This is a genomic window from Dyadobacter psychrophilus, assembly GCF_900167945.1.
Classification (GTDB): Bacteria; Bacteroidota; Bacteroidia; order Cytophagales; family Spirosomataceae; genus Dyadobacter; species Dyadobacter psychrophilus.
Genome location: NZ_FUZA01000011.1, coordinates 1 through 24,812, shown reverse-complemented (window position 1 = coordinate 24,812; position 24,812 = coordinate 1). Strand labels below are relative to the sequence as shown.

Here is a 24,812-nt window from a genome sequence, read left to right as displayed (position 1 = left end):
TACTATTTGACCTTCAACCTGTTGATCATCATAATGGCGCGATCTATCCGCACCTGAACGGATTTCGCCCCTGCAACATAATAAATGATGGCGCGCCGGTGACTTGGCAGCGATTCATAAAATAGACGTTTACCTTCCTCATCCATTTCCAGCAATTCCTGCAACTCTTCGGGCACATCCCGTCCAAATTCGCTTTCATCTTTGCGAATTTCTGCATTTAGCTTTTGACCTAATACAAATTTGCCTTCCTGCCTAAGCGGCGTTCCTATATTAATGTAAAAGCCTCCCCCACCTTTTGGCCGTATTGCGCACTGGAAATCAACTTTGCCATTTAACAGGCACCTCACACGCGCAGGCTTACGTCCCTGCACAAACTGCATGGCAACTTCGTCGGGTACGAGCATATAAAATTCGCCTCCCTTGCGTGGGAGGCGATCCAGAGTTGATTCGAAACGGACAACATCTTCCATGTTGTAATGTAATTTGTGAAATCCTTATTCTGTTAGCGGGCGCACCATAATATCTTTATATAGCACCACACTTTTAGGATCGTGTGCCTGCAATGCGAATGTGCCGGCTTTCAGGAATTTGGTTTTCATGTCACCATCCCTTTTGTCCACATCCGATTCCTCGTAGTCCACAACAACCTTGTCATTGATCTTAATGGTGATGTGCTTGCCTTCTACTTTGATGTACTCGGTATACCATTCGTTGTCCTTCACATACGTTTCTTTCACATCGACTACATTGTACAAGCTCCCTGTGCGCTTATAGTCTGTATGCGATTGGTTGACCTGCACCTCGTAACCTTGCGATGGCCACCCGTCTTCCTGATAAGCCGTATGGATAAAAATTCCTGAATTTGCGCCCGGTTTAGTCATCACCGTCGCTTTGAATTCAAAATTTTTGAACATATGATTTTTGACAGGACCATCGTAAAACAAATGAGCCCTTGGGCCTGCAACCTGAATATTCCCGTCTACGATGGTGAACGAGGATGCATTCGCCCCGATTTTCCAGCCATCGAAATTTTTTCCATTATAAAGTGAGATCCAGCCGTCCTGTGCTACGGATGAAAATTGTAAGCCAACGCTCAAAAAAAGCGCCATACATAATGTAGTCAATGTTTTTTTCATAAGAAAGCCAGACGCGTTTTGTATTTCAATGATGTGAACTCTTTTTTATTTAAATCAAATTTGGGTGAAAACTACTCTTTGGCAATAAGAATATCACATTGCCGCCAAGATGATGCGTGCGAACAATGCTAACTTTGCGGGAGAATATAAATGCAAATGAGTAACCCATACATTTCCCTCCTGGTAACCGCCTGGCGCTACGCACGACAGCAACGAAAGCATTACGTGCTTGTTTACGCTATGTTTATCATGGCCAATATTGTGCTCGCAACAAATCCGCTGCTATATGGCTGGTTTGTTCAATCTATTCAAAAAGATCCTTCCGGTATCCTGGATAATGTGTGGCTTTACGTTGGAGGATACGTCCTCTTAACCGTTGGAGAATGGGTTTTTCACGGTCCTGCACGGATTATGGAACGCAAACTGGCATTTGACATGAGCAAAAACTTCCTGGATGAAATGTACCATCAGGCACTGCATTTGCCTATTCGCTGGCATCAGGACCATCACAGCGGAGCTACAATTAACCGGATCCGTAAGGCTTATGAAGCACTCCGAGATTTTTTTCAAAATGGCTTCATGTTCTTGCACGCCTTCGCAAAATTCATTTTTTCATTTATTGCCATTGTTTGGTTTTCTCCCATTTTCGGAGGGATAGGCGTCTTGATCGGAATAATTAATATCTGGGTAATATTCAAGTTTGACAAACCGTTCATCAAAGCACTTGACGAAACCAATGAAAGGGAACACGTTGTATCCTCCACGTTGTTTGACAGCCTTTCTAACATTATTACCGTAATCACATTGCGGCTTGAAAAACGGATGAAAATCAGCTTGATGGCGAAGGTGGATGACGTTTTTCCACCTTTTGTAAGATCAATTACCGTTAATGAATGGAAGTGGTTTGTGGCCAGCATGTTCATTGCGCTGATATATGTGGTGGTTACTGTTGGTTATATATACCAAAACTACGTTCCGGGACAAGTGTTCCTGGTAGGTGGCCTCGTGACCTTACTAAGTTACGTGAACCAGTTTACCAGCGTTTTTCAAGATATTGCCTGGCAATACACCGAAATCATCCGCTATAACACCGAAGTTCAGACAGCGCGCTCGATTTCAGAAACTTACAAGCAGCAACATCGCCCGGATGCCACAGAAGGCCTCCCCGATCACTGGCGGGAAATCGAAATTCATGACCTCAATTTTTCACACGGCGAAGTTTACGACAGGGAAAAACAGGCGCACAGTCTGCACGGACTGCATATTCGCATTAAAAAAGGTCAGCGAATTGCATTTATCGGCGAAAGCGGCAGTGGCAAAAGCACGTTGCTCGCATTACTGAGAGGGTTGTACGCACCAGAAGCAGGTGTTAATGTCTTAGTAGACGGTAAGCAACCTACTGATATGCAAACATTAGCAGACCAAATCACCTTATTTCCCCAAGATCCGGAAATATTTGAAAATACAATAGCATACAACATTACATTAGGATTGCCGTTTGATCAGGAAGAAATTTTGGAGGTCTGCCAAACGGCGCATTTCACTGACGTAATTGCCAAACTGCCAAATGGCCTAAACTCAAATATTCAGGAAAGAGGCGTAAATCTTTCCGGCGGCCAAAAACAGCGCCTGGCACTGGCAAGAGGCATTCTGGCAGCCAGAAGCAGCGAGATCGTCCTGCTCGACGAGCCCACCAGCAGCGTCGATCCCAAAACAGAATCGCTTATTTACGACAGAATGTTTGCAGAATTTAAAGATAAGGCAGTCATCTCCACGCTTCACCGCCTGCACCTACTGACCAAGTTTGATTATGTTTATATTCTGAGGGATGGGCATCTGGTGGACGAAGGGACGTTTGCGGAGCTTCGTGCGAATAGTGCGGTTTTTCAGGATTTGTGGCGGCATCAGGAGGCGATGGCTAGGGGGTGAGGGTATCGTTCACAAACTGATAATGTTTGATTATATAAATATTTTAAGAAAAACGCATTATATTTGACCCATTGTAAAGACTTTTTTAAGCTACTCAACATCTTAATTGCATGCACGCCTTGGTCAAATTACCTTTATTTTTGATTTTGTTATGCACTTGCTTCTATGAAGCAGTTGCAGGCACCATGCAGGTTCAGTCAAACTTCTCAGATACTTCTGTAATAGAGGACACAACGTCAGAGCAGGCTGGAAAACAATTCAAATTTGGCTTCGCGGCGATGGCAATAGCCACCTCTAACAAACAGGTGCCTTTTTGGATGCGTTCAAACCAGTTCGGCAGCATTCCCCTTGATGGACCATCATTTTCTTTAATAGGGAGCATCGGTCGTGACTATGTTAAGAGCCGCAAGGATAAGTTAACAGACTGGGGCGTTTACCTGGAACCCAGGTTTAATATTGGCAGACGTTCAGAGCTAATGCTCATTGAAGGTTATGCTAAGGGACGGTTAGGAATTTTTCAACTAAAGGCTGGCCGCAGCAGAGACGTTATGGGATTGATCGACACGACGTTGTCCTCAGGCGCCTTTTCCGTTTCGGGAAATAGTCTCGGGATTCCAAAAGTTGAAATTTCCATTCCGGAGTTCTGGGATTTGCCATTTTTGAAAGGAGTGATTGCCGTTAAGGGAAATTTCGCGCACGGGTGGTTGGGAAATACCGAGGTAAGAAACGGAAACAGGTTTAGTTCTGTCAATTCTTTTTTTCATCAAAAATCACTTTACGCTCGCCTTGGAAAACAGACCTGGAATGTGAGAGTTTTCGCGGGTTTCAATCACCAAGTGTTTTGGGGTAATGAGAAGGAAATGAATCCGACGCTTTTCAAACTTTCTGTTTTGGAAACCTACAAGCGGGTAATATTGGGAGAGAGCTATGGTGGCGATGATATTGGTCTCCCCAGATCTAAAGTCGGCAATCATTTGGGTTCAATAGATCAAGCCATTGAGGTGGATGCAGGAGCAGTAGGAGTAATGGCTTATCATCAGTTTTTCTTCGAAGTCGGAGGCCTTTATCATCTAAACAATGTCAAAGATGGCATTTTCGGACTTAGCTTATCTAACAGGAATTTTTCTAAATCAACTGCAAGTTTCCGTCTGAAAAAAATTCTATTTGAATATATTAACACAAAGAGCCAGGGCGGCGAGATTGATGCAAAAATCACGCCTTCGGGTGACGAAGACTACTATAATAATTATATTTACCTAAAGGGATGGAGCTACAAGGGCGAAAATATTGGCAACCCGCTTGTAACCAGTGCAAAATACAGTAGGAAAGACTTACCCAAGGTTGCGAATGAGTTTTACATCAATAACCGTTTAACGGCGTTCCACGGTGCCACAGAGGTCGCAGTAGCGGGATGGAGCCTGATGCTGAGGCTCAATTATTCGTTAAACTACGGCACTTACGGTACGAGTCCGTTAGGCCATTCTCTAAATAACATTCGAATCCCAAGTAAACCCCCATATTTCGAAAAAGAAGGTCAATTTGCTTCATCAATCGAGGGCAGACGACGGTTAAAACATAATACGGCGATTAGTGGAGGCTTTGCTCTTGATCAAGGATCTCTTCTTTACAATTCGACTGGCGCATGGTTAAAGGTTTCCAAGGCGTGGTAATTTCAACAACCAAATAAGAATCTGATCTTTAAACAAACTTTATAAAAAATCATCTCAAAAAATCCGGTTGAAACGCACACTAAACGTGAGCCAGGCAACCGAAATTATTATGCTTAACTGGCTATTTGACAAAAAAACGCAAAAAAATATAAGTCTGGATTCCATTGGCATTGATATACATTCTCATGTTCTACCAGGTATAGATGATGGTGTCCAAACAATAGAGGAAGCTGTTGAAATGGCTTCTAAAATGCAATCGCTGGGGTTTGTTAAGATCGTAACAACACCGCACGTAATGTGGGACTGTTACAGAAATACTCCGGAAATAATACGCGCAAAGCTGGATGAGGTAAGAAGAGCGGTGAGCGCTGCTGGGCTTACTATTCAAATAGATGCAGCTGCAGAATACTTCATTGACGAACATTTCAATGAAATGATTTCTGGGGGCCAGGAAGTTTTAACATTACCAGGAAATCGGCTGCTTGTAGAATTGCCATATTCAACACCTTTGATGAACACATCCGAAAACTTATTTTCCATCATTCAAAAAGGATACCAGCCGGTGCTCGCACACCCTGAAAGATATACTTACTTCTATTCTGACCCTAGCATTTACAGAAAACTGGTTGATCAGGGCTGTGAATTGCAGGTAAACATTCTTTCCCTTAGCGGTTACTATGGGGAGAATATATTAAAAATGGCCGAATGGCTTCTTAAAAATAATTTAATAACATTTTTAGGCACGGACGCTCACAAAATCCAGCATTTGGAGATGATTCAAAAAAGTAACAAGAATAATTGGTTGCAAAAGTATCCCTTCCAGAATGAAAAACTTATAAATATTTGATGTTGACAATTGAATTTATTCTATATTTGTCTTAAATCTTGAACCTGTCGGTTTTGCACATTATCAAGAACCCCCTCCTTAGACGATAACATATTTCTTATTATTTTTTCCGTACATGCCTTTTATAAAATGAGTTTGTTCTAATTATTTCCTGAAATAATATTACACAATTCATTGACTAGTAAAGATTTAAATTTAGTTAGAACATATCTTAACGTTTTTCTATGAGTTCGTCTACCCCTAAGCTATTAAAGCAAATCACAAACTTTGGTTTTTTTCTTATTGCAATGATTGGAGGAATATCATCCTGCGTTTCTCCAAAATCGATTGTATATTTCCAAGGAGATTCGCTTCGTTATTCTTCACAAGAAATCACTCAGAGATATGTTCCTACCATTCTTCCGAGTGATATATTATCTATAATTGTTGGGAGCTTAAATGCAGAGGCAAATGAAGTGTTCAACACGCCTAATCTTTTCACCACTGCCAGCACTAATTATTCTAGTGTTGGGGGAGCAAGAGTCCAGCCCTTAGGGTATTTGGTAGATTCAGATGGCGCAATTGAGATACCGCTAGTTGGGAAGGTTAAGGTCAGTGGATTGCGGACGACGGATGCAGCTGACACAATTCGGCTCAGACTGCAAAATTATCTGAAAGAGCCCTCAGTTATTGTTAGAAATCTAAATTTCAAAGTCTCCGTTATGGGGGAGGTGAAACTTCCAGCAGTTTATGTTATTCCTGATGAAAAGATTACTCTTCCGGAAGTCCTGAGCCTTGCGGGCGATTTGACTATTTATGGAAACCGTAGCAACGTTATGATTATTAGAGAAGAAAATGGCAAAAGGGAGTATGCAAGGATAGATCTTACGTCCCGAGACATTTTTAACTCCCCATACTATTACTTGCATAAAAATGATGTCATCTACGTCGAGCCCGTAAAAGCCAGAATGCTTGACACAGATAGTAGAATAAGGACTGTCCCATTAATAGTCACTATTGTCGGTGGAATAAGTACCCTAGGGATTCTAATATTAAATTTGACAAAGTAATTGACAAAAATTGAATCAAGAAATCATACTCAACTTATGGAAGATCGCAATTTGAACGGGAAGGATTTTGAGGAAAAGAGCACAGACTTTAGCCTCAATGACTACATTAGGAGGCTGATTAGATATTGGTACCTGTTTCCAATATTTCTTTTCATACTGCTAACGGCTGCTTTCTTTTATTTGCAAATATCTCAGCCTGTGTATAGCACTAAGACTAGTATACTTATTAAAGAGGAAAAAAGTCTTACAGGCTCGCAAGGAGATATACTCACGGAAATGAGCTCACAGTTTGGCGGTAATAAAACCGTTGAAAATGAGATGGAAATTTTTAAATCCCAAACTCTTGTTGAACAAGTGGTTAAAGAATTAAATCTTGATGTGTCTTATACAACCAAAGACGGCCTAAGAACCATAGATTTGTACAATACAACTCCGATTAAAATTAAACCCGAAGTTATAACTGAATACGGTTACGAAGAGCCTTTGATTATTCACGTGGTAGATAGCACACATTTTAGATTCAACGACGAGGATCAGTTATTCACTTTCAATCAAAGGTTTAATAACGCTTGGGGAGCTTTCATTGTAACAAAAGGAGAGAATTCTAAATTTACCGATGTAACAGTTCATTTCACCGAAGTCAAAAATCTAGCTGAGAATATACTTGGACGAGTGTCTGTACAGCAACCGAATATTAAAAGTACAGTGCTTGAAATTACTTATGAAGACGCAAATGTGCAAAGGTCGAAAGATGTACTTAATAAATTGTTGGATGTTTACATTCAGTCATCTTTGAACGATAAAAATAGTGAAGCAAGTAACACCCTCAAATTTATCGAAAATCGACTAGGTTTGATAACTGGGGAACTCGGTGACGTTGAGAAAGATGTTGAATCATACAAGACAAATCAGGGTATTACCGATATTAGTGCCGAATCGCAACTTTTCCTCGAAAATATTAAGGAAAACGATTCAAAACTTAACGAGGTTAATACAAAAATAAGCATTCTGGAAAGTGTTGATAATTACATAATGAATGCTGGTGAAGGAGCTGTTGCGCCGGCCACTTATATGATTGATGATCCTGTTCTTGTTTCATTGCTTACCAAATTTAACGAATTGGAGCTGCAACGTGAAAGATATGCAAGAACCACTTCTCCAAATAATCCTCTGCTTCAGACCATAAACACCCAGCTTGCCGGGACAAGACAATCAATTCGGGAAAACGTTCAGAATCTTAAAAGAGGTATGGCCGTTACGAAGCGGAACTTAGAAGGTATTAACACAAGGTTCTCAGCAGGTTTGCGATCCATACCTAAAAAGGAGCGAGAATTTGTGGGTATAAAGCGTCAGCAGGCAATTAAGGAGGAATTGTATCTTTACCTTTTGCAAAAAAGAGAGGAAACTGCCTTAGCTTATGCTTCGACCGTGACAGATAGCAGGTTAATTGATGCCCCTATTTCAACTTTCAAGCCGATCAAGCCCAAGAAGGCGTTGGTATGGGGAGGAGCATTTGCTCTTGGCATTATTATCCCACTTGTTTTGATTAATTTGTTGTTCCTATTACGAAACACGGTTCAGTCAAGAGAAGAAATTGAGAAAGTGACACACGCGTCTATTTTAGGCGAGATTGGACAAATGAAAGGTGTGGTAAATGGCGTTCCAGGTGAAGAATCGATAATCAAAATGACTAGTCGTAGCGCAGTTGCTGAGCAATTCAGGGCGTTGCGTACGAACCTTCAATATCTTGGAGACGGAAGTTGTCGAGTTATCATGTTTACATCATCCATTGGTGGTGAAGGTAAAAGCTTTATCAGTATTAATTTGGCTGCGAGTTTAGCATACTCTGATAAACGAGTTTTACTGATAGGTCTCGACCTTCGTAAGCCAACGTTGCACGATCGTTTAATGGTCCCTAATAAGACCGGTGCATCAAACTGCCTTATCGGACAAGGGCACTATGAAGATTTTATCCAATCAACAGGCGTTCACCCGAAATTCGACGTTTTAACAAGTGGGCCAATTCCTCCTAACCCTTCTGAGTTACTAAGTAATGGTAGATTACCATTAATGCTTGCAGAGCTTAGGAGTCAATATGACTATATATTAATCGATTCGCCGCCCTATGGCTTGGTAACAGATTCTGCCTTAATAGCTGAACATGTTGATGCAACACTATATATTGTTCGCTTTAACTACACAGTGCTGGATCATCTAAAAAGAATTGGAGATTTGCAAAGGGCCCGACGCTTCTCCAACCTCTCCGTAATTTTTAATGGTGTTAATTACGGTGCGGGCTATGGCTATGGTTATGGATATGGCGGGTATGGATATGGTTATTACGCTGAGGAATCCGACAGCCGGGTACAAACGATGGGCTCAAGACTCAAAAAGCTTGTTGGAAAAGGTTGATTTAAAATTACATTGGCTTTGCTGATATGCGAAGCCAATGTGACTTTTCTCAGAGCAACAATTTACCTGTATGATGAAATGCAATGGTTAATGAATTAGAATTTGGCACTTTCAAGCAATTTTTGCAATATTCTAATGATTTTAACGGAAGCATTTTACAGTGAGAATATTTGTATTATATTTATTATGAATAATTAATACTAGCTTTTGCGCTGTAGTAGCGTAGCGGAAAATTGAATGTAGTTTTACTTAATTCTCAACGTTATGATAAATTTAAATCTTAAACACAGGGCAGCTTCGCCTTCTCTTAGCGTGACTTTGCCAACCTTCGCAAGTCACCCGACTCTACAAATAGTTAGGTCTCCATCTTACTTATTTTTTGTATTGCCTTAATTTCTTAAAACTTTACTCATTCACCTCATTAGTTATGAAAATAGCGGTAGTTGGTACAGGCTATGTTGGCCTTGTTACGGGTACTTGTTTTGCCGAAACTGGCAATCAAGTCATTTGTGTAGATATCGATCAAAATAAAGTCGCGAGACTTCAAAAAGGTGAAATTCCAATTTATGAACCTGGCCTAGATGTATTGTTTGACCGAAACATCGAGGAGGGTCGGTTAAAATTTACAACTGATTTAGCAGAAGGAGTAAAAGATGCCGAAGTTATTTTCCTAGCGCTGCCCACGCCTCCAGGGGAAGACGGATCAGCAGATCTAAAATATATTCTAGGTGTAGCGAATGACTTGGGTACTCTACTGGATCACTATGTCGTGATAATCGATAAAAGCACGGTTCCTGTTGGCACTGCTGAGAAAGTACGGGCTGCCATTGCGAAAAATGCAATCGTGGAATTTGATGTTGTGTCAAATCCCGAATTTCTTAGAGAAGGTGTCGCTGTTGAAGATTTTATGAAGCCAGACAGGGTAGTTGTTGGAACAACTTCCGAATTAGCTAAAAAAGTAATGGAATCACTGTATGCGCCGCTGGTTCGTCAGGGAAACCCAGTAATTTTTATGGATGAGCGATCAGCGGAGATGACCAAGTACGCTGCCAACTCGTTTCTTGCTTTGAAAATCACATTCATGAACGAGATCGCAAATTTATGCGAAAAGGTTGGTGCTAATGTCGATGACATTCGCCGTGGGATAGGTACAGATAGCAGGATAGGGAAACGATTTCTCTTTGCAGGCATTGGATACGGTGGCAGCTGCTTCCCAAAAGACGTGCAGGCATTGGCTAAGACATCTTCGGACTATGGCTATGATTTCCGGACCCTTAAATCTGTCATGGCAGTTAACGATGATCAAAAGAAGAAGCTTTTGCCGATAGTGAGTGAATACTTTGAAGGAGATCTTGCAGGCAAAACTATCGCCGTATGGGGACTAGCTTTCAAACCCTATACGGATGACATTCGCGAAGCGCCGGCACTTGAGAACATAAAGGCACTTTTAGCGGCGGGTGCAAAAGTCACAGCATATGATCCAGAGGCAATGGACAATGTTAAAAAAATACTTCCTGAAGTGGCCTTTTGCCACACCGCCTATGCAGCGTTAGACGATGCAGACGCGCTAATGATCTTTACTGAATGGCCTCAATTTCGTACACCCGATTTTGAAAAAATGGGCAACCTTCTAAAAGAAAAAGTCATTTTTGACGGAAGAAACCTATACGAATTGAGTCAAATGGCTGATTTAGGCTTTACTTATTACAGTGTTGGTCGCGAGCCTCAAAATGTTAAGGAGCTAGCGTAATAAATCTCAGGACATCTTGTCTCTTGAAATAGCTTCTTTGGAAATATGACAAAAAACGACAAAATATACATTGCTGGACATCGGGGAATGGTAGGATCAGCAATACACCGAGCTCTCGTCATTCAAGGCTATGTCAATATTGTAACACGCACATCATCTGAGTTGGATCTCCGAAATCAGCAAGCTGTGGCAGATTTCTTTAAAGAAGAAAAACCTTCTTACGTATTTCTTGCTGCTGCCAAGGTAGGTGGAATAGTTGCCAATAATACTTTCCGTGCTGAGTTTATTTACGAAAACCTGATGATTGAAGCAAATGTTATTCATCAGGCATATGTAGCAGGCGTTACAAAACTCATGTTTCTTGGCTCCTCTTGCATTTACCCAAAACTTGCGCCACAACCCCTTAAAGAAGAATATTTATTAACAGGGTTACTTGAAGAAACTAATGAACCATATGCTATCGCTAAAATCGCGGGCATAAAACTTTGCGAAGCGTATCGTGACCAATACGGTAGCAATTTTATCAGCGCGATGCCCACTAATTTATATGGGTATGGTGATAATTATGACTTAAACAACTCTCATGTACTACCGGCGTTAATCCGTAAGTTCCATGAAGCTGCACATCAAGGCAAGCCTTTTGTAGAGGCATGGGGAACTGGTTCACCTAAGCGAGAATTTCTTTTTGCAGATGATCTTGCTAATGCCTGCCTTTACCTGATGGAGCACTACAATGAACGAGAACTTGTCAATATCGGCACCGGTGAGGATCTATCAATTAGGGAGCTCACCGAGCTTGTGGCAAACATAATCGGTTATGCCGGAGAAATTCGTTGGGACACATCTAAACCCGACGGTACGCCTCGAAAATTGATGGATGTTTCAAAATTGCATGCTTCGGGTTGGAAACATACAATAGCGCTTCCTCAAGGAATTGCTCTTGCCTACCAGGACTTCTTAAAAAATCAGGAAATCTACGCAGTATAAAACTTGATGATGAACAATATTTCATCATTTAAAATCTCAACATAGTATGTCAAAAGTAGCATTAATTACGGGTGTAACAGGGCAAGATGGTGCCTATTTGACCGAGCTCTTGCTTAGCAAGGGATACGTGGTTCATGGCGTCAAACGCAGAAGCTCTCTGTTCAATACAGATCGCATTGATCACCTCTATGAAGATCCGCACGTTGCGCACCCAAAGTTCATTCTTCACTATGGCGACTTGACGGATTCAATGAATTTGACAAGAATAATACAAGAGGTTCAGCCAGATGAAATTTATAATTTAGCTGCAATGAGTCATGTCCAGGTAAGTTTCGAGATGCCTGAATACACCGCAAATGCAGATGGTATAGGGACGCTTCGTATATTGGAAGCGGTAAGACTTCTGGGCTTGACGAAGAAAACTAAAATTTATCAAGCTTCAACATCTGAGCTGTACGGATTGGTACAGGCAGTTCCGCAGTCAGAAACGACTCCGTTCTACCCAAGATCTCCATACGCAGTAGCAAAACTATATGCTTATTGGATTACAGTGAATTATCGGGAAGCTTACGGAATGTTTGCGTCTAACGGAATTTTATTCAATCATGAGTCTCCATTACGTGGAGAAACTTTTGTTACGAGAAAAATCACGCGTGCGGCCGCTAAGATTGTTTTAGGCCTACAAGATTGCCTTTACATGGGTAATATAGACGCACAGCGCGATTGGGGGCATGCCAAAGACTATGTTGAAGCTATGTATCTCATTCTGCAGCAAGAAGTTTCGGAGGATTTTGTTATCGCAACTGGTGTAACAACACGAGTTCGTGAATTTATACGCATGACTTTTGCCTTTTTAGGTGTGGAGCTTGCTTTTGAAGGAATAGAGGAGAATGAAGTGGGAACCATCCTATCCGTTGACCAAGCAAGGCTTGCAGAATTAGGTATATCGGAAGGCGAACACTTGAAAATCGGCACGCCTGTCTTAAAAATCGATCCAAGATACTATCGTCCTACTGAAGTCGAATTGCTCATAGGCGACCCTACCAAGTCTCAGGAAAAATTGGGATGGAAGCCGAAGCATACACTTGAGACGCTTATCCATGATATGGCAACCTCCGACCTGAAGTTGTTCCAAAAAGATCAACTGCTTCTCAAAGAGGGATTCGGTGTTTTGAATTACTTTGAGTAACCCGACTTTAAGTGCTCTATCAACACGAAGAGCCTAGATACGTAAAATATGAAAGCTTTAGTAACAGGAAGTGCAGGATTTATTGGATTTCACACAGTTGAAAAGTTACTTGAGGACGGTTTTGAAGTTGTCGGCCTCGATAACATCAACGATTATTACTCACCACAACTGAAATATGCCCGTTTAAAAGAAGCGGGCATTGATCAAGATGAAGTTAAGTGGTACCAACTTACCGAAAGCATCGTCAATCCAGCCTACCGCTTTGTTCGAATGAACCTCGAAGATAAGCAACAACTTTTTAGTCTTTTCCAGTCAGAAAAGTTTGATATTGTTATTAATCTTGCAGCACAAGCGGGAGTAAGATATTCAATTGAAAATCCCGATGTGTATGTTCAATCTAATATAGTAGGATTTCATTATATACTGGAAGCATGTAGATACTTCCCAGTTAAGCATTTGGTTCATGCTTCATCGTCCTCTGTTTATGGCGCAAATGCTAAAATTCCATTTTCGGAAGAGGATAAAGTTGACTCTCCTGTAAGCTTGTATGCGGCTACTAAAAAAAGCAATGAGCTGATGGCACACTCATATAGCCATCTATATAGTATCCCGATCACCTGCCTGCGATTTTTCACTGTCTATGGACCATGGGGAAGACCCGACATGGCGCCGATGCTGTTCGCGAAGGCTATTTCTGATAGTAAGCCGATCAAAGTTTTCAACAATGGCGACATGCAGCGAGACTTTACATATGTCAAAGATATTGTAAATGGTATTGTAAAAACTGCGCTGACAACGATTACGGAGGAGCCGCCATATCGCGTATTGAATATTGGCAATGGTTCACCGGTAAATCTGATGGAATTCATTGAAGAACTTGAAAACGGATTAGGCAAACCTGCATTAAAAAACTTTATGCCTATGCAACCGGGGGACGTTCCAAAAACCTGGGCTGACCAGGAAAAGTTAGAACGAATAACGAGTTATAAACCTAATGTGAGCTTAAAAGCTGGATTGAAGGACTTCGCAAGTTGGTTTAAAGAATACTTTAAGTCCTAACCTACCTTGCCGCAAAATAGCATATGAGCTTAATGAAAGCTAGAATTGAATCTTTCAGAATCAAACTTCAACCTTATTATCTTCTTATAGCTAATTTTGGTTATTTATCTTTATTGCAACTGTTCAATCTTGCTCTGCCTTTACTTACGTATCCATATTTAATCCGTGTTCTTGGTACCGAGCAATATGGTATGGTGGTTTACTCGCAAGCCATTGTAAGCTACCTTGTCGTTTTAGTTAATTTTGGTTTCAACATTACAGCCACAAAGGATATTAGTGTACATCGAGATGATCCCAAAAAGATTACTGAAATTGCTAGCAGTGTATATCTTATCAAAGGAGTTCTTTTTCTTTGTTCATGCTTACTAATGTCAGCCTTTTTGGCCTTTTCTGCCGAGCTTGCCGAGTATAAAGCACTATTTTATCTAACATTATGGATGTGTCTTTATGAGTTCGTTTTCCCATTATGGTACTTTCAAGGGACAGAGAAAATGAAGTACATAACTGTGCTGACGCTTGTAAGTAGGCTATTTTTTTTAACATTTATCTTTGTTCTTATTCATGGAAATGATGACTATCTCTTAGTTCCTGCCATAAACGGGATCGGCTCAATGCTTTCATGTGTAGTTTCTTTACTAATTATCAGACGCCACGGTGTGAAATTTCAGTGGCAGCCTTTTAATATACTGCGAGGATATCTAAGAAGAACTTACGTAATGGCATTATCTTACGGTACAAACATATTTAAAACCAATTTTAGTATTATTGTTGTCAAACATCTGTTTTCCTTAACAGAAGTGGTTTATTTCGATCTGGCAACCAAGATTATTAATCTTGGCATTACTTTTCTGGACCTTATCAGCCAAGCCGTATTTCCAAGAATGAGTAGGTTGCGAGACACTGGATTTTTAAAGAAAATCCTTGCAATTGCCCTTATCGCCTCACTTGTAATGGTAGCCGGAATTCAGGTGTTAGCACCAACGTTAGTTTATTTACTAGGCGGTGAAGACATGGATACCGCAATTGACCTAACAAGATTATTAGCATTTAATCTTCCAGTATATATAATTGGCGCATTATTTGGTAGAAATTGCCTGCTCGTAAATGGTTTTGATCGACCAATCCTCGGTAGCATGGCATACTCTGCTTTGGTATATTTAATTCTAGTATTTATTTACATCAATTTATTTAACAAGCACGAGCTTTTTGTGTTTGCCTACATCTATCTATTTTCTTTTCTATTTGAAACGATATACCGGTATCAAGCAATTCGCTCTAGAAAATTAATATAACATAACAAGACAGTGATGATAGCTATTAAAGCTTTTAAATTATTGATTGCATTCATTCGTGATACAATATATAGTCTTGTATATTTTAAGACCTTTAAAATATATTTTTGTAATCATTTAACAATTGGAATAAAGTATTTAAACGAGCAGGGCACAATATTTCCACATCCTGTCGGCATAGTACTAGGAAAAAAAGTAAAACTTGGCAAAAATTGTATAATTTATCAAAACGTCACGATTGGAACAAAGGAAACAAAAGAATTCTTGACAGCGGCATATCCTGTCCTTGAAAATAATGTCACGATCTTTGCCAACTCCGTCATATTTGGTGACATCACAATTGGATCTAATTCTATTATAGGAGCTGGATCCGTAGTTTTTGAAAACGTCCCGGCGAACTGTGTAGTTGCAGGGAATCCAGCTAAAATAATAAGACGAAAAACTAATTGACGCAAATTAAGAATTAAAAATATGGCAGAAAGTGAAACACCTAAAATTTCGGTGGTGATGAGCATCTACAACGAACCTGCCGACTGGCTGCGTAAATCCATTGATTCCATATTAAATCAGACATATGGCGATTTTGAGTTCATTATCGTAAATGATAATCCACAAAGCATTTCAAATCGGAAATTGCTGGAAGATTATCAGAAACGTGATCTCCGGATATTAATTATAGAGAATTCGAATAACATCGGCTTGACAAAATCCTTAAATGTAGGGCTAAGTAAAGCATCCGGTACATATATTGCAAGGATGGATGCCGATGATATTTCTCTTCCTCATCGGTTTGAGAAACAGGTGGAATTCATGAACTTAAATCCGAACTGTGTAGTCTGCGGAACTTGGATGAACTATTTTAATGAGTCGGACCTAATGGAACTAATACGAGAGCCGATAGAAAGCGATGATATCAAAAGAATTCTCCTAATGAGAAATTGCATAGCACATCCAACCGTTTTTATAAGAAGAGCGACCCTTGTTTTAAATTCAATTCGATACAATGAACAGGTAAGGTATTGTCAAGATTATGACCTTTTTAGCCGACTAGCCATGTACGGAACTCTCGCAAATATTCCCGAATCCTTACTTAAGTACAGAAGATCTGATCAACAGATTTCCACTAGCAAAAAAGAGGAACAACGAGAGTTAGGGTATAACATTGGTTATAGTTATTTTTTGACAGTTCTTGCATCCTACGGGCTAAGAGCCGACTCTTTAAATCTGCCGTCGAAAATAAGGTCACTTAAGATAGCTGCTAATGAAAAACGCTATCTACTTTTCGCTTACTATGCGAATCTTCGTTTATCCAGCTGTCTTACTTCCCCCTTGCTCAACGGTGATTTATTTCAACTTGGGGAACTGTATCTGTCAAGTGTAAAAAGGTCTTTTTATAGGTTTCATAAAAAACCTGTAATGTAAACAACCAGCAATGAAGTATGCACTGCAAATTTTTAAAATTTCAAACATTTCATCATGCTATTGTTTAAAGATTGGAGTAATAATCCAAGAAACATTAAAGGCCGTCTAATTATGATTGGCTTTCGGCTATCGCATATCGCCACGAAAAACCAAATTCTATTCTTTCTATTGGTTCCCCAGCTTGTAATATATAGGATTGTGGTAGAGTGGTTTCTAGGTGTTGAATTGCCATACAAAACCGTCATTAAAGGTGGATTAACGCTATTTCATGGCCAAGCTCTTGTGGTCAATGACGGGACTATTATTGGTAGTAATTGTATATTACGTCATTCAACAACCATCGGCACAAAAGTACTTGCCGATGGCTCCTACTCGCGGTGTCCAGTGTTAGGCGACAATGTCGATGTGGGTGCAAACGTCTGTATAATCGGTGATATCTCAATTGGCAATAACGTAAAAATCGGTGCTGGAAGCGTTGTGGTCAAGAACGTACCTGATAATTCGGTGATTGTCGGTAACCCGGCTCGCATTATTCGTACATTTGCCCCGTAGTATTCATATAGCTTACTGATAACAAAAAGATGTAATGAGAACAATAGTGACCATTAATAACCAGAAGCTTCAAATTCAGTTTTTAGCTTGGAGTTTTTTTGTTTTTTTAATATTGTATTTAATTTCGGCATTTCGGCCATTTGACGTTGGTACCGATACTATGACGTATGTTCAGGGATATATCAATCCAAGGACAAGTGTACAAAGTAGAAATATTGGATACAACGCTTTAATAACTTTTCTTCGATATTTTAGCGATGATCCTAGATTTTTCTTAATTATTATATCCCTAGTTACACAGCTATTAATTTACATTTCCATTGTAAAATTTACTAAATATCCTTTGTTCGGAATATTAATGTATGCGTTAGTATTTTATTGTCTAAGCCTTAATATTTTAAGACAGTTTATCATAACTGCGCTATTTTACCAGTTTGGAGTTACTTATATTCTCAAAAAAAACCTCCCGGCTTATTGCGTACTCATCACCATTCTGTTTACAATTCACGAATTGTCGATAATTTTACTTCCATTGTACTTTCTCTCAAGAAAGTTTTTATCGCCAGTATATTATTTAGGTCTGTGGCTTGCCTCTGCAGCTTTTTTATTTTTAAATCAGGTTAATAGTCTGTTTGGGTTGTTCAAACAAGCAGACACATTTTTAAGAATTTACATGGCTAATCTTCCTAATTATTTTTCGGAAGTTGAAAAGTTAAGTAATAGCGAGGTTTCGTTAAACGGTGTTATACTTGATCAGATCATATTTGCCACAATATTCTATTTGATCTTTTATTCCAATAAAATCAAAGTCACCCCGACAGTTATTGTTTTTTTTAACATATTTTTTGCTGGAATAATCTTACAAAATCTTTTCTTCTTCATTCAAATTATTCAACGGGTTTCAATAATATTAATTTTTGCTAATATCTATCTAGCATCAATAACTTTCTATAAGTTATACTATCGAATTGCATATTTAGTGATATTTTGTTTACTTTTTTATGTAAGATTCGTGTTAAATGGCATATCAGGTGTTTTCCATTAGGCGGGCAGTTATGTCATTTGATCAGCACCAATCTATATCAAGACCAAGAAGTAGCAATATGAGTAAAAAAGTAACAATATGAGTAAAAAGTCCACTCCCCAAGTTAATACAGGATGCGCATGATTTGGCAAAGCAACTTTCGAGAGGAAATGAACGCAACTTGCAAATGCCTTTATTAGAAAATTTTAGACTTGATAAAGCACGGGGTGAAAAGCGAATTTCGACAAAAAGCACTTTTACCTCCGCTTCGGCCGTTAAGACTAATATAGATGATATACGCAGATAATAATTGATAGCCGTCTTTGCTACCATACAAAACTTATAACATGACTGCGCTCACCGTGGTATAAAAAAAAATTTGCGACTCTTCGTCTGAGGATCAGAGACTTAAAATCATGTAAAATTAAAGTTATTTGAACTAAAAGATAAGAGTAACCAACTTAGATTGTTCTAAACTAGATGAAGAAAATAACGTTCATGCTTCTTATTACACTTTTATCTATTTCCGAGATGTTTGGACAGAGTGTGATTCGATATTATCTAGCTTCCAAAGGCTCTAACAATCCTGACGGTTCTATCATGAATCCATTTTCCAATTTTGATCAAGTCCAGCAGAAGATTAGAAATAGGACCGACAGGAAAACGAACGTTCAAGTGATTCTTAGAGGCGGAACTTATTACTTGAAAAAGCCAATCGTTTTCACACCGAAAGATGGAGGAGATTCACTTCATAGCATCGAATATATTGCATACAAAGATGAAAAGGTCATATTGAATGGGGGAACCGTTTTATCGGGCAAATGGGTAAAAAGCGATAAAAATAGTATCTGGAAACTTAAACTTAGCGCATATGATAAGAGGTATGGCGTCTTCCGAGCTCTGTTCGTAAACGGCAAAAGACTTCCACGTGCAGCATCAGATACAATGTTTAGCAAAGGTCCTATTGGAAAATTTGCCTCATCATACAAAGTCTTAGATTTCCCAGCGATCCGCAGGCTTGTTAAAGATTCGATAGATGTTTTTTGTGGCTTTATATATGCAGATAATGTTCTAGACTCAATAAGAGATCTATCCGGAGAAGTGATAGTGTACAACAGTTGGGAAGCTTCTTGGCATACAATACGAAATATTGACAAGAAAAATCACATTATTAATTTTGAAAATCCTGCAACCTATCCAGTTGGCTTCTACGGTCCCAAAATTCGTTTTAGAATTGAGAATTCCGAAGACTACCTGGACTCTCCTGGTGAATGGCTTTTAAAATCTGACATAAGTGAGGTATGGTATTTTGCTAGAAGAGGTGAGGATCCCAATCAATTAAAATTTATTGCGCCTATCGTCGATTCATTAGTTATAATAAAAGGTGATTCAAACACGGGGGCATTAGTGCGCAACCTTAAATTTTCGAATATTAACTTCCAATATTCATCTTCGAGTTGGGGAGTACACAGGATTGCAGAAGTTGATAAAAACAAGAATTCTGCAAATTTTCCTTGGATTCGTTTTGATAAAGGTTTCTCCTCTAACCAGGCTGCGTTAGACTGTGGCTCCTCAATTTATCTTGAAGCTGCTACAGGATGTTCGTTTAATTACTGTTCTTTTAGTCATCTGGGAAATTATGCTATTTGGATAGGTCAATTTTCCTCTAATAACATTGTGGCAAATTGTAAAATTTATGACAATGGAGGCGGCGGCATTATTATAGGTTTTGATATTACTGGCGGTAAACGCAAGAGTTGGCCAGATGGCAAGTCTCCTGCATTCAATCAAGTAAAGGGTTGCGTGATAAATGATTGTGGCAAAGTTTTCCCTTCTGGTGTCGGCATTGGAGTGATGCAAGCAAATCATACACTTCTCAAATCCAATATTATTCATGATCTTCCTTACAGCGGCATAAGTGTAGGATGGACTTACGATCGTTCAGAAAATTATACAACCGACAATCTAATAGATGGGAACTATATATTTAATGTAATGAAGGTATTGGCGGATGGTGCTGGAATATATACGCTTGGAAAACAAACTGGTACTAGATATACCAATAATTATATTAAGAATATATATAAATCGAAGCACGCAATAGGTTCCGACAACAATGGATTCTTCTTTGACCAAAGCTCCTCCGACTTTGATGTTAGTGGGAACACAGTTGTAAATATTCAGAACGGTGAGTATCGTTTTAATCACTCAGACAGTACTCAGTTGAAAATGAGAAATAATCATTTTCAGAAGAATAGTCCAAATAACAATGTGCTAGAGCAAGCGATTCGAAAGTGGAACAACTAATATAGTGTATAAATATGCTTACCTTGAAACCGGATACTATCCAGAGTCAACTTGAGGTTTTAAGCGCTTAAAAACAAATATAATGAAAGATTCAGCAGTTACTCAACGAAAAATAACATTCTTAAATTCCAAAATTTCATTTGGGAATTATCAAAGTTTTATAGACAGAATCTTGGATTTAGCCAAGAAAAACATCTCTGCCTATGTATGTGTGATGAATGTACACATGTTAGTTGAGGCATACTTCGACAACACGTTTGCAAAGATTGTGAATGACGCAGATATTGTGACTCCTGATGGTATGCCACTTGTTTTTGGGTTAAATGGATTATATAACATTAATCAAGAACGTGTTGCTGGAATGGATCTGATGCAATCTCTACTTATTGGCGCCCAGCGTCAAAAGACAAGTGTGTATTTTTACGGGTCCACCAATGATGTTCTCGAGACTATTATCGAACGGTGTAAAGAAGAGTATCCAAAATTAAAGGTAGCTGGCCTTTTCTCTCCCCCATTTAGACCGCTAACAAAGGTCGAGCAAGACTGTATTATAGAAAAGATCAATTCATCCAATGCTGGTATTGTACTTGTCGCATTGGGGTGCCCGAAACAGGAAAAGTGGATGGCCACGATGAAAGGCAACGTTAATGCTGTGATGATTGGACTTGGTGGGGCTTTCCCAGTCTTTGCTGGGACACAATCTCGAGCGCCGTTATGGATGCAAAAATATAGCCTCGAATGGCTCTATCGCCTATTTCAAGAACCTCGCAGACTATGGAAGCGGTATTTTGTAACTAACTCTATTTTTGTTTACCTTTTCTTAAAAGAGTACATTTCTATTAAACTTTTCAAGCAAATTCCCGATTCTTATGAAATTCATTTGGCTCAGGGAATAAACAAAGCTTAACTATATCCGTTCAACGAATTACGTATTTGATATTGGTAAACTTTGAAGTCTTGCCGCTACAAGTTTGTAATGTCTCACATGCTATTATATCAACTGCATACAATTATGTTTTTCAAATTTATTAAAAGTAGATCTTTCGTTTGCTACTTTCGATTTGAAAATTTACTTAAAATATTTTTAATCTATGAAGCTACTTGTAATCCACACACTCTATAATGTTCGGGGTGGCGAAGAAACAATAGTTGAGAATGAAACACATCACTTGCTTGAAGCAGGTTTAGACGTAAAAACGATTTTCTTTTCGAATGGAAAAGGGTTTAAGGCAATGTTGAAATTTATTATGCTTCCATTTAATTTATTCTCCTTTTTGTCGATAAAAAATACAATCAATGAATACAAGCCTGATATAATTCATTTACATAACTGGAGTTTTGCTGCATCTCCCGCAGTGATTTTGGCTGCAAAATGGGCAAATGTTCCAATTGTTCTCACCATCCAAAATTATCGACTTTTATGTCCATCTGCCACACTTTTCCATAATGGTGCAATTTTTCATGAAAGTTTAAATACACGATTCCCTTGGAAAGCAGTATTTAAGGGTGTTTACAAGAATTCAATCCTAATGACCTTTTGGCTTGCTTTTACTGTTTTTTTACACAAAAGAATGGGAACCTGGAAATATGTCAATAAATATCTGGTTCACAGTGAATTCGTTAGGTCATTATTTTTAAATTCTGATTTCGGCCTGAGAGAGGATCAAGTTCTTGTGAAAGCTAATTCGACGGCCAGCAACAATGAGAAAGTCGCAGCAAACTCCGGTGATTTCTTTCTCTATGTAGGTCGCCTTAATGAGGAAAAAGGAATTTCACAATTAATTTCAGCTTTCGCCAACTCTGATCACAAATTGGTAATTATAGGAGATGGCCCACTATTAAAATTCACTGAACAATCGGCCGAGAAAAGTCCAAATATTGTTTTCAAGGGTAAGCTTCCTATTGATTTGGTTAAAAAGAATATGCAAGAAGCCACTGCATTAGTATTTCCATCAATCTGGTATGAAGGTATGCCATTGACAATAATAGAATCTTTTTCCGTTTCAACGCCTGTCATTGCCTCTAAGCTTGGTGCAATGACAGATATGATTACCGATGGTGTAAACGGGCTTCACTTCGAGGCCGGTAATGTTGCAGATTTGCAAAATAAAATTGACAATTGGAAAAATTTCCCCCTGGAAATAAAAAGGCAGATGAGAGAAAATGCAAGAGAAACCTATGAGCGCAAGTACACTCCAGACAGAAATATTAAATCGCTAATTTCTATATATGAGGAGCTAACATAGACTTTTTAAATTTTAGTTTTATCGCGGCTAACGATTACAATGCAGGCTTTCACTTTAAGAAGGCCGGCAACTTAAACCGTTTATTGATTGTAACAGTTAATTTTTCTTTCTGACGGCATTTTCTTTTATCATTGGACGCTTGTTGATTTGAAGCTTGACCTTCATTGACCTGTGCTGATAGTTACTGTTTAATTTTTAGTCCGCATCCGCCGCAAGTGCTTCTCTGCTAGCGTCATCCATATTTATTTATGTTTGAAAATTCTGCCAGATTTAAAAGTATCGCTTACAAAATCCAAGTTGGTAGCGCCCGCTTCAGTGTCATTCAAAGCCTTTTTCTCACTTAGAGGCTGTTTGGCATTTTCAGAATAAGTTTTTTCGCTTACGCCTTACTTGAGATACATACTTTGACAAATTCTTAAATTGCTGCCTCGAAAGCTCTTATTTTATCAAGACGACACGCTTCACTTGAACATTGTTGGATGCTCGTAGTTGGAAAATATAGTCGCCTTCAGCATTCGAGCTGAGGTCTACCAGCTGTGATTTCTTTTCTCCAATACCAGTTACTATTCCAGTATAGACTGTCCTACCTTTTAAATCAAATACAATTAGTTCTGCATTTTGCCCCGGCAATAGGTTGTAATTTACCGTAACCAGCCCTTTCGTTGGGTTTGGGGCGAGAACTAGCTCAAAGTCAATTTGTCCATTTGCGGTTACCGAAGACTTAAACACTCCAAAATCGGAAGCCGCGTATCTTGCAGAAGAGGAGCATATCACTGTCTTAGAGGAACCTGGTAGTACATAGGTAGTCCCTTTGACTCGAACGCTCAATTGCCTTGGCTGTCCATTCTTTAATGATTCCGGTAGTGGAATTCGAAAACCGTAATTTCTGGTTCCGATACTCATATCCCCTCTATAAAGATTTGCTTGTGCAGTTGCCACAATTGAACTTCCCTCTAAAACTTCTACTGTTAAAGAAGAATTAGAATAATTTGACGCCCACACCCAACCGCTGATCTTACTGCAATCTGCTGTTTCGAAATTGCCGTAGATTGCTGGTTTAGCACATGTAACTGTTTTAGGCGAGCCAGAAAGTGTAAATATTGTCCCCTGGATCCGGATGCTGAGTTGACGGGCTTGACCAGATTTAAATTCCTCAGGAAGTGCCACGCTAAACCCATATTTGCCAGTGCCTGTCCCCGCATTCAAAAGGTCCTGTCGGAAAATGTTTGCCACAGAAGTTGTAAAAACTGTGTTACCCTCCAAAACTTCAATGGTAACAGATGAACTAGGGTTGCTGGAAGCCCAGGCCCAGCCCTTAATAGTATTGCAATCAGCCAACTCAAAGTCACCCGCATATGGCTCTGGAGGTGATACGCAGGTAACTGTTCTAGATGAACCTGGCAAAATATAAGTACTTCCTTGTACACGAACGGTTAGTTGACGTGAAAGTCCAGTTTTCAGTGATGCAGGCAATGGTATCCTAAATCCGTAGTTACGAGTACCAATATTCATGTCACCTCGATAAATATTTGCCCGCCCTGTTGCTATTACTGACGTTCCTTCCATGACCTCAACAATTATGTCTGTATTTGGATAATTAACGGCCCATACCCAACCACTAATTTTATCACAATCGGCAGTTTCAAAGTTGCCATTGTAAACCGGAGGTGCTGCACAAGTGATTGTCTTGGGCGAGCCTGCTAGTGTAAATGTCGTTCCCTGGATGCGGATGCTCAACTGACGGGCTTGACCGGTTTTCAGTGCAGCGGGAAGGGCAATGCTAAAACCGTAGTTGCCCGTGCCAGTACCAGCATCCAAAAGGTCCTGACGGAATATGTTCGCAACGACCGTAGCACGGATCGATGCACCTTCAAGTACTTCAACGGTCACAGGACTGCCTGGATAATTGCTGGCCCATGCCCAACCTTTGATCGTATTGCA

General features: G+C 39.5%; 20 protein-coding genes. 17 read left to right on the top strand and 3 right to left on the bottom strand.

Going from position 1 to position 24,812, the window contains the following annotated elements; all coding sequences use genetic code 11:
• Positions 1–2: 2 nt before the first annotated feature.
• Together B5X68_RS26255 and B5X68_RS26250 are read right to left on the bottom strand one after the other, a co-directional pair.
• A complete protein-coding gene (locus tag B5X68_RS26255; protein ID WP_082217746.1) occupies positions 3–470 on the bottom strand; it encodes a YdeI/OmpD-associated family protein in 468 nt (155 codons plus the stop codon).
• Positions 471–494: 24 nt separating this feature from the next.
• Entirely contained in the window at positions 495–1,136 is a 642-nt protein-coding gene (locus tag B5X68_RS26250; RefSeq protein WP_082217745.1) for a 3-keto-disaccharide hydrolase, read from the bottom strand.
• A 156-nt stretch (positions 1,137–1,292) separates the two neighbouring features.
• Between B5X68_RS26250 and B5X68_RS26245 the strand changes: the two genes are divergently transcribed.
• The 17 genes from B5X68_RS26245 to B5X68_RS26165 all read left to right on the top strand — a co-directional run bounded on the left by B5X68_RS26245 (position 1,293) and on the right by B5X68_RS26165 (position 22,871).
• Entirely contained in the window at positions 1,293–3,065 is a 1,773-nt protein-coding gene (locus tag B5X68_RS26245) for an ABC transporter ATP-binding protein (protein WP_082217744.1), read from the top strand.
• Positions 3,066–3,175: 110 nt separating this feature from the next.
• Positions 3,176–4,735, top strand: a complete 1,560-nt coding sequence (locus B5X68_RS26240) for a capsule assembly Wzi family protein (protein ID WP_082217743.1) — start codon at positions 3,176–3,178, stop codon at positions 4,733–4,735.
• Positions 4,736–4,802: 67 nt separating this feature from the next.
• The gene (locus B5X68_RS26235; RefSeq protein WP_229208578.1) at positions 4,803–5,582 is read left to right on the top strand and encodes a tyrosine-protein phosphatase; all 780 of its coding nucleotides are present in this window, start codon (positions 4,803–4,805) and stop codon (positions 5,580–5,582) included.
• A 224-nt stretch (positions 5,583–5,806) separates the two neighbouring features.
• Positions 5,807–6,631 (top strand): polysaccharide biosynthesis/export family protein, encoded by an 825-nt coding sequence (locus B5X68_RS26230; RefSeq protein ID WP_082217742.1) that lies wholly within the window; start codon positions 5,807–5,809, stop codon positions 6,629–6,631.
• Positions 6,632–6,667: 36 nt separating this feature from the next.
• Complete coding sequence (locus B5X68_RS26225) at positions 6,668–9,043, top strand: GumC family protein (RefSeq protein WP_082217741.1); 2,376 nt, start codon at positions 6,668–6,670, stop codon at positions 9,041–9,043.
• A 427-nt stretch (positions 9,044–9,470) separates the two neighbouring features.
• Positions 9,471–10,793 (top strand): UDP-glucose dehydrogenase family protein, encoded by a 1,323-nt coding sequence (locus tag B5X68_RS26220; protein WP_082217740.1) that lies wholly within the window; start codon positions 9,471–9,473, stop codon positions 10,791–10,793.
• Between the two features lie 45 nt (positions 10,794–10,838).
• The gene (locus B5X68_RS26215) at positions 10,839–11,780 is read left to right on the top strand and encodes a GDP-L-fucose synthase family protein (RefSeq protein WP_082217739.1); all 942 of its coding nucleotides are present in this window, start codon (positions 10,839–10,841) and stop codon (positions 11,778–11,780) included.
• Positions 11,781–11,826: 46 nt separating this feature from the next.
• A complete protein-coding gene (gmd, locus tag B5X68_RS26210; RefSeq protein ID WP_082217738.1) occupies positions 11,827–12,969 on the top strand; it encodes a GDP-mannose 4,6-dehydratase in 1,143 nt (380 codons plus the stop codon).
• A gap of 48 nt (positions 12,970–13,017) precedes the next feature.
• Entirely contained in the window at positions 13,018–14,028 is a 1,011-nt protein-coding gene (locus tag B5X68_RS26205; protein ID WP_082217737.1) for an NAD-dependent epimerase/dehydratase family protein, read from the top strand.
• 32 nt (positions 14,029–14,060) lie between these two features.
• Positions 14,061–15,320 carry an oligosaccharide flippase family protein gene (locus tag B5X68_RS26200; RefSeq protein ID WP_141110423.1) on the top strand — a complete coding sequence of 420 codons (1,260 nt, stop codon included), beginning with the start codon at positions 14,061–14,063 and terminating at the stop codon, positions 15,318–15,320.
• Between the two features lie 15 nt (positions 15,321–15,335).
• Positions 15,336–15,770: a serine O-acetyltransferase gene (locus tag B5X68_RS26195; protein WP_082217735.1), complete on the top strand. Its 435-nt coding sequence runs from the start codon at positions 15,336–15,338 to the stop codon at positions 15,768–15,770.
• Between the two features lie 21 nt (positions 15,771–15,791).
• Entirely contained in the window at positions 15,792–16,742 is a 951-nt protein-coding gene (locus tag B5X68_RS26190; RefSeq protein WP_082217734.1) for a glycosyltransferase, read from the top strand.
• 54 nt (positions 16,743–16,796) lie between these two features.
• Entirely contained in the window at positions 16,797–17,294 is a 498-nt protein-coding gene (locus tag B5X68_RS26185) for a serine acetyltransferase (protein WP_082217733.1), read from the top strand.
• Positions 17,295–17,328: 34 nt separating this feature from the next.
• The gene (locus tag B5X68_RS29515; protein ID WP_082217732.1) at positions 17,329–18,339 is read left to right on the top strand and encodes an EpsG family protein; all 1,011 of its coding nucleotides are present in this window, start codon (positions 17,329–17,331) and stop codon (positions 18,337–18,339) included.
• Between the two features lie 459 nt (positions 18,340–18,798).
• Positions 18,799–20,625, top strand: coding sequence for a right-handed parallel beta-helix repeat-containing protein (locus B5X68_RS26175; RefSeq protein WP_082217731.1), 1,827 nt, complete (start codon positions 18,799–18,801; stop codon positions 20,623–20,625).
• 82 nt (positions 20,626–20,707) lie between these two features.
• Positions 20,708–21,532: a WecB/TagA/CpsF family glycosyltransferase gene (locus B5X68_RS26170; RefSeq protein ID WP_082217730.1), complete on the top strand. Its 825-nt coding sequence runs from the start codon at positions 20,708–20,710 to the stop codon at positions 21,530–21,532.
• Between the two features lie 184 nt (positions 21,533–21,716).
• Positions 21,717–22,871: a glycosyltransferase family 4 protein gene (locus B5X68_RS26165; RefSeq protein WP_082217729.1), complete on the top strand. Its 1,155-nt coding sequence runs from the start codon at positions 21,717–21,719 to the stop codon at positions 22,869–22,871.
• A gap of 438 nt (positions 22,872–23,309) precedes the next feature.
• Here the strand turns inward: B5X68_RS26165 and B5X68_RS26160 are convergent.
• On the bottom strand, positions 23,310–24,812 hold a 1,503-nt coding region (locus tag B5X68_RS26160), incomplete at its 5' end, for a T9SS type A sorting domain-containing protein (protein WP_141110422.1).

Bases quoted from the DNA above. Each gene is read 5' to 3' on its own strand.
- B5X68_RS26255 (WP_082217746.1), bottom strand. From the start codon at position 470: ATGGAAGATGTTGTCCGTTTCGAATCAACTCTGGATCGCCTCCCACGC.
- B5X68_RS26250 (WP_082217745.1), bottom strand. From the start codon at position 1,136: ATGAAAAAAACATTGACTACATTATGTATGGCGCTTTTTTTGAGCGTT.
- B5X68_RS26245 (WP_082217744.1), top strand. From the start codon at position 1,293: ATGAGTAACCCATACATTTCCCTCCTGGTAACCGCCTGGCGCTACGCA.
- B5X68_RS26240 (WP_082217743.1), top strand. From the start codon at position 3,176: ATGCACGCCTTGGTCAAATTACCTTTATTTTTGATTTTGTTATGCACT.
- B5X68_RS26230 (WP_082217742.1), top strand. From the start codon at position 5,807: ATGAGTTCGTCTACCCCTAAGCTATTAAAGCAAATCACAAACTTTGGT.
- B5X68_RS26225 (WP_082217741.1), top strand. From the start codon at position 6,668: ATGGAAGATCGCAATTTGAACGGGAAGGATTTTGAGGAAAAGAGCACA.
- B5X68_RS26220 (WP_082217740.1), top strand. From the start codon at position 9,471: ATGAAAATAGCGGTAGTTGGTACAGGCTATGTTGGCCTTGTTACGGGT.
- B5X68_RS26215 (WP_082217739.1), top strand. From the start codon at position 10,839: ATGACAAAAAACGACAAAATATACATTGCTGGACATCGGGGAATGGTA.
- gmd (WP_082217738.1), top strand. From the start codon at position 11,827: ATGTCAAAAGTAGCATTAATTACGGGTGTAACAGGGCAAGATGGTGCC.
- B5X68_RS26205 (WP_082217737.1), top strand. From the start codon at position 13,018: ATGAAAGCTTTAGTAACAGGAAGTGCAGGATTTATTGGATTTCACACA.
- B5X68_RS26200 (WP_141110423.1), top strand. From the start codon at position 14,061: ATGAAAGCTAGAATTGAATCTTTCAGAATCAAACTTCAACCTTATTAT.
- B5X68_RS26195 (WP_082217735.1), top strand. From the start codon at position 15,336: ATGATAGCTATTAAAGCTTTTAAATTATTGATTGCATTCATTCGTGAT.
- B5X68_RS26190 (WP_082217734.1), top strand. From the start codon at position 15,792: ATGGCAGAAAGTGAAACACCTAAAATTTCGGTGGTGATGAGCATCTAC.
- B5X68_RS26185 (WP_082217733.1), top strand. From the start codon at position 16,797: ATGCTATTGTTTAAAGATTGGAGTAATAATCCAAGAAACATTAAAGGC.
- B5X68_RS29515 (WP_082217732.1), top strand. From the start codon at position 17,329: ATGAGAACAATAGTGACCATTAATAACCAGAAGCTTCAAATTCAGTTT.
- B5X68_RS26175 (WP_082217731.1), top strand. From the start codon at position 18,799: ATGAAGAAAATAACGTTCATGCTTCTTATTACACTTTTATCTATTTCC.
- B5X68_RS26170 (WP_082217730.1), top strand. From the start codon at position 20,708: ATGAAAGATTCAGCAGTTACTCAACGAAAAATAACATTCTTAAATTCC.
- B5X68_RS26165 (WP_082217729.1), top strand. From the start codon at position 21,717: ATGAAGCTACTTGTAATCCACACACTCTATAATGTTCGGGGTGGCGAA.